The sequence below is a fragment of the Nostoc sp. genome, from assembly GCF_036917755.1.
Taxonomy (GTDB): Bacteria; Cyanobacteriota; Cyanobacteriia; order Cyanobacteriales; family Nostocaceae; genus Nostoc.
In genome coordinates this window covers 269,466-281,467 of record NZ_JBALFC010000009.1, presented here as the reverse complement: position 1 = coordinate 281,467, position 12,002 = coordinate 269,466, and the positions used below count along the sequence as shown (strand labels likewise).

Below are 12,002 nucleotides of genomic sequence, written 5' to 3'. Positions count from 1 at the left end.
ATACGTCCCTGCATATTCTGGTTTCTCCTGCCACCCTACAAAAAATATTTTCCTCTATTTCCGACCCCTTTTTGCGGTGACGTGTACTAAGCTAGGGTTAGCTTTATTGGCTTTCACAACTAAGGCACGAAGATCGCGATCAACCAAGGCACGCAAGCTGCTAGCTGCATCGGCGGGTATACCAAGGCTTAGAGTGCCAGAAAGCCCTAAGCCACTCTTGTTAACAACCGTGATCCCATTTGAGTTAACTTTTAGGCTTCCTGCCCGTACTGCTGCACCACCATCATGCAAATATGGTGCGCTTACATAAAGACCACGCAAGGAAGTAGTTTTGTAACCGCCTTTTGGCAATATACCTTTGGGTAGAGTCGTGGGAGTATCGGAGATACCCTGCGTTGGTAAATCCAGCACTTCAGCATTCGCAGGTATGGGAACTGGAGTGTTAAAAGTGTATAGCTTGGGTGGTACTAACAATTTATTCAGCCCCAAGCGAGACTGGGCACGAGCGGGGTTAGTATGAATTTCATCAAGTGGATGAATTTTGTTGTCAGTAAAGAAGGGTGGAATATGGCAAGTTGCACAATTGGCTTTCTCAAATATTTTTGCGCCACGCTTAACAGAATTGCTGTTCAACGCTTGCCAGTTGTCCGAAGTCTGGTTCGCAGGTGGTACTAAGCTATTTTGGAAAGCAGACATGGCATTGTCAGCAAATAAGAAAGTGCCGCTAGCAATATCACTGGGGTTTCCAGTATTTGGGCTGAAAACCAAACCGTTGTAAGTAAACAAACTGGGTCTTAGGTTTGGGTAAGTTCCTGTGCCAGGGGCAGGAATTTGGTCTTCTAATTCTGCTTGTGTAGGATTTGGTGCGATCTTCCGCAGCCATTCTGAGGGTTTTACTATCACTCCTTCTGGTAAACGTAGGCTGGGAGTGGCAGCATTCTGAAGAAATGTACCAATATAAACTTCTCGGTCAATGCCAAGGGTTTCTGCACTGAGTTGAGCAGCTGCCAACAGATTGTTTTCTGAAGAATGAACACCATTGCTGACAGCGCTGAGTCCTGCAAACGGCCCCACAGCAAACTGTCCATCAAGGAAATAAGGATGATTCTTAAATGTGAACATACTGGGAATTTGAGTAGTATCGTTGATACTATCTGATGAACTCTCAAAATTACCAAAAGGCACATCCAATACTGCATCGTCGAAAGCTTTTTCAAACTTTTCAGGATCAGGTAATTCTACTTTATTACCTTTACTGTCTAGAATAATTTTCCCATTGCCTCTGTATTGTGGATCTAGAGGATTGAAGTTTAATCGTGCAAATCCTGCGGCTGTATTTGGTGATAAGGCAACCAACAGGGGCGTAGCAATTTCGCCGTTAGGTACACCCAAAAGACGTTCACCCTTATTTGAAAGAGATACATGGCAAGCAGCACAGCTAACATCAATCTTAGGTGTGATTCCCAGCCCAATGGGAAAAGTCCCTCCCTTTTCCATTTTTAAGCCTGTATTAATGACAGTTCCTTGGGGAAAAGTTCGACTACCTAGTGTTATATTCTTCTCAAGAATAATTTGTAAGTTCTTTGTCGGCTGACCTTGCAATTTAACTATTGCTGTCTTTAATTCTGGCAAAATTCTAGCAATGCCAAGTCCAAAACCGAATACTCCTTGCAAACCAAATGTGTCGCCAATCTTACGGTTCAAGAATATATCTTCACCTTGCGCGATTAATTCCTGAGTAATTTTGACTGCTCCTACCCGTTGATAGGAAATAGGGTTATTAGGATTGAGTCCCTTATTTACAACCAGTTGTGATGCTTCTTGAGGACTCAGCAGTTTGCCGAAATAGTCGTAATAGCCTAGCGGTTGAGTCGGAGCAGGTTGCAAAAAATCAATTTTTGCGAAAGCTGTCTGGCTTGTGATCAACCAATTTGATAACAAGATGCCAAAAACACTAATGATAAAAACGCAGATTAATAAGAAAATCTTGGTTTTTGAACGATACAAAACCCTAAAGACACCAGTCTTAGGGTTGTTGTTTTTTTGTTTCATAGTGAGGTAGTGACTAAAAGCCTATAGGTAGATATATCACACTCTTACGTAGATATATGTAATAGCGTGTTTAAGTTTTTTATCAATTTGATGGCTGAATTAGTTGCTTATACTTATATATCTGCCCATAAAGCGATCGCTCGACATTGAACCTAAAGGCTTGCCTTCCTACCTCCAGCCATTTTTTTAATTCATTCAACTCAGGTTAAATTTAATGAATTCTCTCTCTAAGTAATTGTTCTTCTAAAGCAGCAATGCGATTGTATGCTGCTGTTAATTGCGCTGTCAGTCGTTGTATTTGAATTTCTGGTGTTATGTGGTCTCCACCTTGACGATGCATATCTAGATAAATGCCATCTGTCAATACATCCTTGTGTGCCATTTCTGGATTTAAACTGTTACGTCCTTTGAACTGGTAGCCCCCAGCCGCGCCATTTTCCTGATAATTATCCTTTGCTTGTGTATTCGCTAAAGAACACTCTGAGAAAGCTTGAGTGACTTTAGCATCAAGCTGCTCAATTACTTGGCATAGGGCATCCAGTTTTCCGCTTAAAGTCAGGATCTGCTGCTGTAATAGCTCCATTTAATACCCTCATCCGTACATTTTCTTTATGTTATTCAATTTACTCGCAACCTTAATTATACTTAGGGATTATTTAAGTATTGATAATTTTTGGTGGAAATGTGACATTTAAATCATTAATTATTAATATAAGTAAAGTTGAACCATAAGTACACACTAAGGAAATTTATGGAGAAAAGTTAATCTTTTGGGAGTTATTTGCCGAAAAAATCGCTAATTTGAGTCAAATATTCAAATTTATCGATATTACCAAGAAAAAATACCGATAATTTTCCAACTCCACTTTTTCAGCTAGTCAGTCTCTGGTGAATCTCTGCTTAATATTAGGTATAATCAAAAATCTCAAATCCAAAATCAATGGATCGACGGTCTTTTTTGCTAAGTACAAGTACACTGGCACTTTCACAACTGCTTTTTGGCTGTGGTGGAAACAACCAGACGCAACTAAAAGTACAGTTATTAAAAGGTTCTATACCTGGTCAGGTAGTTAATCAGTTCCACAAAAGTTTGCAGCAACAGGTGCAGTTAAAGTTTGCTCCAGTTGAGCAAATACAGGATTTATTTCAGCAATTACAAAATTGGCAGCAGAAACCAAAAGCCACTGATGAGCAGGGATGGAGTCGCTTTATACCTTTTAGGCAAGATCAAAAAACGGCTGACGCAGACCTAGTAACATTGGGAGATTACTGGCTAAAAGCGGCTATTGAGCAGAAATTGATTCAACCACTCCAAGAGGTAGAGGGAAACCAATTAAAGCAGTGGTCTGCTTTAGAGCAAAGATGGAAACAACTGGTAACGCGCAACGACCAAGGTAACTTGGATACTCAAGGGAAGGTGTGGGGTGCGCCTTACCGTTGGGGTAGCACGGTGATTGTTTATAACCGTGACAAGTTGCAAAAATTGGGATGGATGCCCAAAGATTGGAGTGATTTGTGGCGAGATGGAGTGCATCAGCGCATTTCCCTACTCAATCAACCACGAGAAGTTATTGGTCTGGTCTTAAAAAAGCTAGGAAAATCTTATAATACAGACAATCTTGACCAAGTACCAGACTTAGAAAAGGAATTACAGACATTAAATCAACAGGTGAAGTTCTACAGTTCCAATAACTACTTGGAACCTCTAATTATGGAAGACACTTGGCTAGCCGTTGGTTGGTCAAGCGATGTACTGCCAGTTCTGGGACGTTATCCACAACTTGCCGCAGTTATTCCCCAGTCAGGAACAGCAATCTGGGCAGACTTGTGGGTACGTCCCGCAGGTGTTACTAAGGGTACTTTATCAGATCAATGGATTGATTTTTGTTGGCAACCAAGCATAGCTAAACAAATTTCAGTGCTGACTAAAAGTAATTCGCCAATTTCTACAAATATTGCTGCTTCCGATATCCAAGAGTCATTACGGAGTCTTTTGCAAAGCGATGTCTCCGACGGGCTACGCCTACGCGAAGTTTTCGATAAAAGTGAATTTTTGCTTCCCTTACCCCCATCAACAATAAAACAATACGAGTCTTTATTTACCAAAATTAAAATTTAATTAGGCATTGGGCATTGGGCATTGGGCATTGGGCATTGGGCATTGGGCATTGGGCATTGGGCATTGGGCATTGGGAAAACACTTTCTTCATCCCCTTGTCTCCCTCATCTCCCTCATCTCCCTCATCTCCCTCATCTCCCCACTCCCCACTCCCCACTCCCCACTCCCTACAAAGAACGCAGTAACCCTATCTTGTTCTTAACAGTCGTTTGGATATTGCATAAAGCTGGACTTGTATTAAAGTTGCAAGTGTAGGTTGCCAAGGGTTCTTTTTGATAATTAAATACCCGGACATTGTAACCAAAGTTCCGTGCAGCACTACCCAAGCGATTTACGAAGTCGTAGCGCTCTACATACTCTAGTAAGCTCCAAATTTGCTGATTCACGATTAAGTCTACTCGTGCAGGTTCTTTGTCAGAAGCTGGATATGCTATCCAATTATCCAATAGCTTTTTCTCAGAGTTTTGTTGTGCCCACCATAAACTGGGAACGGTTAATCGTTCTGGGTTTATGGTGTTAGCTGTGATTACATAGTCTTTTGGCTTGGTTAATAAGTCTAGTTCCAGAGGCGCACTAGAAGGCAACGGTATTGGGGGGGGTTGCGCTAGTGAGGGGGGGACGACTAAAGTGCTGAGGCAAATGGTTAGTAGTAATGAAAATGATGTCTGGCGTTGGCTGCGCCCGCCGCAGGCATCGCACAATTTGGGTATATGCATAACTAATTCGTAATTCGTAATTCGTAATTAAGGCACAAGTCAAAACTCGCACAATTTAAGGTTTAATGGCAACTATGCGAATTCTTCGATAGTCTGCTGTCCAAGTTCCCTGTTGATACAGTGTCGGTTTGAGTTGCTCCTCCACGGCGTGAATTACTTGTGTATGCTGCTCACCAGAAAGCTCTGCTAAAAAACTGCTGGCGAACATCTGAATCCAGTTTGCCATACCTGCTTCTCCTTCTGCCAAAGGAGTTGGACGAGGAAATAGGATGGCATAAATTACATCAAAGCCTTGCTGTTCTAGTAGGGTGGCGTACTCACCAATGCTAGGAAAGTACCAAGGATTTAGGGTTTGTGCAGAAATATTAAATGCTTCTAAGGCACTGGATAAAGCTGTGACGATCGCCTCTACATTCCCTTTACTACCAAATTCTGCCACAAAACGTCCCCCTGGTTTTAGTGATTGATGTATGGATGCGATCGCACTATCTGCTTCTTTCACCCAATGTAGTACGGCGTTGGAAAACACAGCATCCAATGGCTTGTCTACTTGAAAGTTCGTAGCATCAGCAACATCAAAGCGGATATGGGGATAGTTTTGTCTGGCCTTTTCGATCATCGTGGATGCATGATCAACTCCCATTACTTGGGCCCCAGCTTGGGCAATTTTTTCTGTGAGTTGTCCAGTACCACAACCAAGATCCAAAATCGATTCTCCTGGCTGAGGGTTGAGGAATTTTAGTAAGTCCTCACCATACTGCCAAACAAAGGCGTGTTTATCTTCGTAAAGGGAAGTATCCCAATAATTATTAGGTATTGAAAGATTGTTCATAAGTGGTGAAATTACAGGGTGTTAATTTTCCGATAATCAACCATGTGCCTTGGGTTGATTACCGCCTATTCATCACAGTAAAAAAGATTTTTAATTATGTCCAATATATATTTTCACCTTAACTAATATTTTAAAGATATTAATTCAGGTAACAGATGGAACTACGACACTTGCGCTACTTTGTCACCTTGGCAGAGGAACTACACTTTGGACGGGCAGCAGAACGATTGCACATTGCCCAACCTCCCCTAAGTCAACAAATTCGGCAGCTAGAGAAGGAATTGGGTTTTGAACTGTTTCACCGCACGAAACGAAATGTACAGTTAACAGAAGCGGGGCAAGTGTTTCTGGGTGAAGTTCAGCAAATTCTGAGGCAATTACAACAGGCAATCCAAGTTGGGCGGCAAACCAGTCGCGGCGAAATTGGACAGTTGGTGGTCGGCTTTGTCAGTTCTGCGGCGTATAATATTTTGCCAACTATTCTGCGAACTTTTCGTAGTTCCGTTCCTGGTGTGAGCATCGAGTTGCATGAACTGACTACAGATCAACAGTTAGAGTGGTTACGAGAAGGTCGAATGGATGTGGGATTCCTCCGTCCACCTGTTGAAGAAAATAGATTTAGTTGCGAAACAATTTTTCAAGAGCCGCTAATGGTGGCATTACCTGAAGCACATTTACTAGCAAGTCAATCTAATGTTTGTTTAACATCCCTTGCCAATGAACCGTTTATTTTATTTCCCAGGATATTAGCACCAGGACTTTATGACTTAATTATCAGTCTTTGCCAGCAAGCAGGCTTTAGTCCCAAGGTTGCCCAAGAAGCTATCCAGATGCAAACGATTGTCAGCCTAGTAGCAGCCGATATGGGCGTTGCGATCGTGCCAGCATCTTTGCAAAACCTGCAACGGATTGGGGTAGTTTATAAAACTTTACAAGAACCTACGCTAAAAGTAGCGATCGTTGCAGATGTTGGCGTAGCGATCGCGATAATTTGGCGAAAAAACGAGATATCCCCAACCGTGCTGAGGTTTCTGGAGATAGTTAAACAAGCTGCCCAAGAATGGTAAGTGTAACAGCTTGATCAATCTGAGCGTTAACATATCACCTTTAATACCATTGCTGGTATTCTGAAAGCGGCAACACCATTGCCAGAAAATTGGCAAAGCAAAAGTAAAACAATGGAAATCGCTACAACCACAGTACCCCGTTGGTTCGTTCGCAGAGACATTGATGGTTTATTTGGGCTGGCGCTTGATAATTTTATTCAAATTTTATTGATTGTCAGTTTGTGCCAAGGAGTGCTAAGCTTTCCGGCCTCGTTAGTCTACGAACGCATTTTGCCAGGAGTTGCAATAAGTTTGATTGTCGGCAACTTCTATTACGCAAGGCTAGCCAAAGAGCAAGGCAAACGTGAACAGCGAGATGATATTACTGCTTTACCCTATGGTATTAACACCGTCAGCCTTTTTGCTTATATTTTTCTCGTCATGTTGCCTGTAAGATTGGCGGCAATTTCTGGTGGTGCATCTAGTGAACAAGCTGCTGAATTAGCTTGGCAAGCAGGACTGGTGGCTTGCTTTGGTTCTGGTTTGATAGAACTTGCCGGGGCTATTGTTGGCGAGAGACTCCGCAGCCTCGCCCCCCGTGCGGCACTGCTTTCCACTTTGGGCGGTATTGCCATCACTTTTATTGCCATTGGTTTTCTATTTCGTACCTTTGCCAATCCCGTAGTTGGCTTAGTGCCTTTAGGTGTGATTCTGCTGACTTATTTTGGAGGAGTCCGATTTGGCATCCCCGGCGGCTTGTTGGCTGTTCTGTTGGGAATTGCCCTTGCCTGGGGAACAGGTTTGGTAAGTTGGGATAATGCCAAGTTTGCTGCTGCCTTGGAACCAATAAGGCTCTATCTACCTTCGTTGTGGCTGGGAGAATTGTGGAGCGGTCGTTCAGTCTTGGTCGAATATTTCAGCATCATTCTACCAATGGGGTTATTTAATCTTGTTGGTAGTCTCCAGAATTTAGAAAGTGCAGAAGCTGCTGGTGATACTTATCCTACTGCTCCGTGTCTGGCGGTAAATGGTATTGGTACATTGGTTGCTGCTATTTGTGGTTCCTGTTTTCCGACTACTATTTATATTGGTCATCCTGGCTGGAAAGCTTTGGGAGCAAGAGTCGGTTACTCTATTCTCAATGGGATAATCATGGGCTTGCTGTGCCTAACTGGAACTGTGGCAATGCTGGCTTACTTTGTGCCGATTGAAGCTGGGATGGCAATTGTGTTGTGGATTGGGATTGTGATTGTCGCTCAAAGCTTTACAGCCACCCCATCGCACCATGCACCTGCTGTGGTTGTTGGTCTGTTACCCGGCATTGCTGGTTGGGGTGCGCTAATTGCGAAAAATGCACTCCGGGCAGCAGGTTTGGGTACACCAGAAAGACCTTTCACACCAACCTTGATTGAGCAGTTTCGGTTGAGCGATACCTATATTGATGGCGCTTTTGCTCTTGAGCAAGGGTTTATTTTTTCAGCGATGATTTTAGCTGGTATTACAGTTTACATTATTGAGCGAAAGTTTCGCCAAGCTGCCTATTGGTCTATGATCGCTGCTGTAATTTCCTGGATTGGATTGATGCACAGTTATCGTTGGACTGTCGCAGATACAGTTGTTAATTTCGGCTGGGGAACTGGTTCGCCTTGGGCTATTGGCTATATAATGCTTGCAATTCTCTTTTTCTATGTCGATTGGCAAGAAAGACGTAAGGCTTGATCCCAGAGAGTTTTAGAGCTTCTTGGTAATAGGCGATCGCTTGCTCTAAATTATCAGCTTTATCCCCTCTAGTTCTTTTACTGTAAGCATTAGCGAGGCAATTTTTTTTAGTTTTTCGCCACTCAAAAAGATTTTGCGCGGCGAAAACTTAGGGAAAGATAAAATTCTTTTGACTACCAAAAAGCAGTGCTAGGCAGCAACAGGAGTAGCGAATCTAGCATAGCGCTCTATGTAGAACTCCTTGCTATTAGCGATCGCCACCACAGAATCACGTTGTTTTAAAGCCTTTTTCCACCGATGTAGACGAGTAAATTCCTCTGGTATCGCCAAGCCTCGATAGTGCTTCAGTGCAGACCAACGCTCAAACCAGGGGTAAAAGGTGAAATCAACTAGGCTGACGGATTCACCAAACCAGTAAGGACCTTCTTCTGATAACTTCGCTAAAGCTTCATTCTCGATAAATTCCAGATGTTTGTATAGTTCTTGTTTAGCTGCTTCTTGCTGTTGAATATCGGGACTACGCAAGAGAGCAGAAAAAGCCGGAACGAATCGAGTATTAGCAAAATCAATCCAGATGCGAGCCTGGGCTTTAGCAATGGGACTACTGGGTAAAAGCGGCGGATTAGAAAATACCTCATTGAGATATTCGTTAATTACTGCCGATTCCCAAACTCGGTGATGATTATGTGCGATCGCAGGCACTTTTCCATAAGGAGAAATATCTGTAAATCCCTGCGGCTTGTTCTGCAAATCAATCTCAATTAAGTCAAAGTCGATGCCTTTTTCTTGAAGTACTAAACGCGAACGGTGAGCATAAGGGCAAACGACTGCGCTATATATCTTGATTTCAGCCATGTTGATGTTCCTGTATAAATATGATTGGTTTATTAGTTTTGGCAATTAATTCAATCCAAAATCTAAAATTGAACTAGAGCCAAGGCACTTCTTCAGGTGCATAACGAAAGGCGCGGAAGACTGAATTTTGCTCCCCACTAGCTATTGCTGATTTCTCACCAAGATTCCGAACCGCAAAATGAGGATTGACATATTCCCAAACAATTTCTCCTGTAGCTGTCACCTCAAATATGCGACCGAAAGCACCTTCTGTAATTAAAGTGTTGCCATTAGCTAGACGCTGTGCGCCTGATATATACGAACTGAAGAAGTTTTGAGGTGGGTTGTCAGTGTACTCCCAAACTATCTCTTTAGTTTGACGGCTGACTTCAATCACACGAGAGAAATTGAGAGCAGTGTGACGACGATGTGCGCCATTATCAAAAATTAGGATATTGTTGTTAGCTAATTCGTTAGGAAAGTGCTGCTGTGCTAATACGTCATCTCCAAGTGTCCAGATAATCTCTCCTGTTTGGCGATGGACAATTATGACGGTAGAGATGTTACGAAAGCTGACTATAATATTGCCGTCAGCGAGTTCGCCTACAGTATTACCATGAGTCCATTCATGTCGTTGATCTTGGGGAGTGATAGTAAAAATATCTGGATTTAGATGTTCGTGAGCATGCCAAGTCCAAACAATCTCACCCGCAGGGGTAACTTCATAAAGTACATCAGCATAGATATCACCGTCTGCTTCCGTTCCCGGTACACCGCCTTTGATACGGGGAATCAAAGACTGAGGTATCTTTTCAATGGCTAATAAAATCGTGTTACCGTTGCGTAGTCTGCGTCCGTCGTGATGATGGTATGGATGTTTATACTCCCAAATAATATTTCCTTTGGGATCTGCCTCTAAGACAACGCCACCTTTAAAGGCAGCCCACAAAGGAAAATGTGGCGGAATATCGAGCGTCTTACCATTATAAAAAAGGTTGCCATTGGGTAAAAGATAACCATATAAACCCGGTGAATATGGCAGATTCCATTGATGTACTACTTCTCCTTCTAGATTCAGAAGATATACTTCTCCTTTACCTGTAAGTGGTGTAAAAAGTGTATAACCTTTGAATACTTTGTCAGGATTATAAGCTCTTAAACCAGTACCACGGCGACGAATAGTATTTTGCTCAACTGATGCTGTTGCGATCGTCATAGTTTTAAATGGCTATCATGAATTGTGTAAATAAGGGATTAGGGATTAATACCAATTCTGTATGAAGATGCGCTAAACCATATTTAAGTACAAGAAAGAAAAACGAACCGCAAAGGACGCGAAGGACGCGAAGAAAGAAAGAAAGAAAGAAAGAAAGAAAGAAAGAAGTTAAAAGGGTTTGGCGCAGCTTTACAAAGAAATGGTATAAGGGCTAGAGACTGTTTTCAAACCCAAAATTTACGTTGCTTTGTTGGGTTGCGCTGCGCTTAACCCAACCTACTTTTCTGCACTCAAAACTTAGCACGGGCTAACGCCTCGCTACGCTAACATCACTCCTATGGTGCTGGATTTGGATATTGAGTATGAACTGAATCCAATTCAGCCAAGATATCTTGATCAAGAACTACGTTGATACTGTCTATATTTTCTTTGAGTTGTTCTAGTGTCGTAGCACCAATAATTGTACTAGCGACAAACCAACGACTCCGCACGAATGCGATCGCTAATTGTGCAGGATTTAGTTGATGGCGTTTGGCAATTTCTACATAAGCTGCTACTGCTTGGCTAACATTTGGTTTCAAATATCGCTGACCAAAGTTTTCAAACAAAGTAACTCTTGCTTTCTCTGGTTTACCGTTGAGGTATTTACCAGTTAAATAGCCAAATCCTAAAGGGCTGTAAGCTAGTAAAGGAACGTTTTCGTAATAAACTGCTTCTGCAAGTGCGCCATCAAAAATTCGATTGAGTAAATTATAGGCATTTTGAATCGAGACGACTTTTGGTAATCCTAATTGTTTAGCTGCTTGACTAAATTGTGTAACACCCCAAGGGGTTTCATTACTTAAGCCAATATAGCGAATTTTCCCGGCATTAATGACATCAGCAAAAACTTCTAGTTGTTCAGTGATGGTAACTGTTTCTCCTACCTGATCTGGGTCAAAAACTGTTTGTCCAAAACGTGGTACATAACGATCTGGCCAATGGATTTGATATAAATCAATATAGTCTGTCTGCAATCTTTTCAGACTATCATCTACAGCTTGTTTGATATTATCCCGATCAATGGATTTAGCTCCACCCCGTACCCATTTAAAGCCGCGACCAGGCCCCGCAATTTTAGTAGCAACTATTAGTTGATCTCGCTGCTGGTGTTTTAACCATTCTCCAATATAAGTTTCGGTTAAGCCATAGGTTTCAGCACTGGTTGGTACTGGGTACATCTCAGCCGCATCAATGAAGTTAATTCCCTGTTTAGTCGCATAATTTAGCTGCTGATGGGCTTCTTCAATAGTGTTTTGCTGCCCATAAGTCATTGTGCCAAGGCAAATTTCGGAAACTTTTAGATCACTATTACCTAGCTGATTGTACCGCATATTTATGGTTTGTGTTTGTTCTTAAGTTGACAAGATTTTTATGCAATTGATATTAGAAGATAAATTACTCCTTGTTCAGTAAGTTATTGTTGTTT

At 42.2% G+C, this 12,002-nt stretch carries 11 protein-coding genes; 3 read left to right on the top strand and 8 right to left on the bottom strand.

Annotated features, from left to right (window positions below; genetic code table 11):
- Positions 1–54 precede the first annotated feature (54 nt).
- On the bottom strand, positions 55–1,887 hold the full coding sequence (locus tag V7L05_RS03535) for a hypothetical protein (protein WP_335161826.1): 1,833 nt from the start codon (positions 1,885–1,887) through the stop codon (positions 55–57).
- Positions 1,888–2,263: 376 nt separating this feature from the next.
- Positions 2,264–2,635, bottom strand: a complete 372-nt coding sequence (locus V7L05_RS03530) for a hypothetical protein (protein ID WP_335161824.1) — start codon at positions 2,633–2,635, stop codon at positions 2,264–2,266.
- Positions 2,636–2,992: 357 nt separating this feature from the next.
- On the opposite strand from V7L05_RS03530, the gene V7L05_RS03525 reads away from it, so the two are divergent.
- Entirely contained in the window at positions 2,993–4,171 is a 1,179-nt protein-coding gene (locus tag V7L05_RS03525) for an extracellular solute-binding protein (protein ID WP_335161822.1), read from the top strand.
- Here the strand turns inward: V7L05_RS03525 and V7L05_RS03520 are convergent.
- Genes V7L05_RS03520 through V7L05_RS03510 form a run of 3 tightly spaced genes read right to left on the bottom strand, consistent with a single transcriptional unit; the run spans position 4,161 to position 5,719 of the window.
- The gene (locus V7L05_RS03520) at positions 4,161–4,328 is read right to left on the bottom strand and encodes a histidine kinase (RefSeq protein WP_335161820.1); all 168 of its coding nucleotides are present in this window, start codon (positions 4,326–4,328) and stop codon (positions 4,161–4,163) included. The two genes, V7L05_RS03525 and V7L05_RS03520, sit on opposite strands and share 11 nt — an antisense overlap.
- Before the next feature lie 10 nt (positions 4,329–4,338).
- Entirely contained in the window at positions 4,339–4,887 is a 549-nt protein-coding gene (locus V7L05_RS03515; protein ID WP_335161818.1) for a hypothetical protein, read from the bottom strand.
- Positions 4,888–4,942: 55 nt separating this feature from the next.
- A complete protein-coding gene (locus V7L05_RS03510; RefSeq protein ID WP_335161816.1) occupies positions 4,943–5,719 on the bottom strand; it encodes a class I SAM-dependent methyltransferase in 777 nt (258 codons plus the stop codon).
- A 155-nt stretch (positions 5,720–5,874) separates the two neighbouring features.
- On the opposite strand from V7L05_RS03510, the gene V7L05_RS03505 reads away from it, so the two are divergent.
- Entirely contained in the window at positions 5,875–6,786 is a 912-nt protein-coding gene (locus tag V7L05_RS03505; protein ID WP_335161814.1) for a LysR family transcriptional regulator, read from the top strand.
- A gap of 111 nt (positions 6,787–6,897) precedes the next feature.
- Positions 6,898–8,484, top strand: coding sequence for an NCS2 family permease (locus V7L05_RS03500; protein ID WP_335161812.1), 1,587 nt, complete (start codon positions 6,898–6,900; stop codon positions 8,482–8,484).
- A 189-nt stretch (positions 8,485–8,673) separates the two neighbouring features.
- Here V7L05_RS03500 and V7L05_RS03495 read toward each other — a convergent pair whose 3' ends face one another.
- The 3 genes from V7L05_RS03495 to V7L05_RS03485 all read right to left on the bottom strand — a co-directional run bounded on the left by V7L05_RS03495 (position 8,674) and on the right by V7L05_RS03485 (position 11,907).
- Positions 8,674–9,339 carry a glutathione S-transferase family protein gene (locus V7L05_RS03495; RefSeq protein ID WP_335161810.1) on the bottom strand — a complete coding sequence of 222 codons (666 nt, stop codon included), beginning with the start codon at positions 9,337–9,339 and terminating at the stop codon, positions 8,674–8,676.
- Positions 9,340–9,412: 73 nt separating this feature from the next.
- Complete coding sequence (locus V7L05_RS03490) at positions 9,413–10,534, bottom strand: aryl-sulfate sulfotransferase (RefSeq protein ID WP_335161808.1); 1,122 nt, start codon at positions 10,532–10,534, stop codon at positions 9,413–9,415.
- Between the two features lie 335 nt (positions 10,535–10,869).
- The gene (locus V7L05_RS03485) at positions 10,870–11,907 is read right to left on the bottom strand and encodes an NADP(H)-dependent aldo-keto reductase (protein ID WP_335161806.1); all 1,038 of its coding nucleotides are present in this window, start codon (positions 11,905–11,907) and stop codon (positions 10,870–10,872) included.
- Between the last annotated feature and the right edge of the window lie 95 nt (positions 11,908–12,002).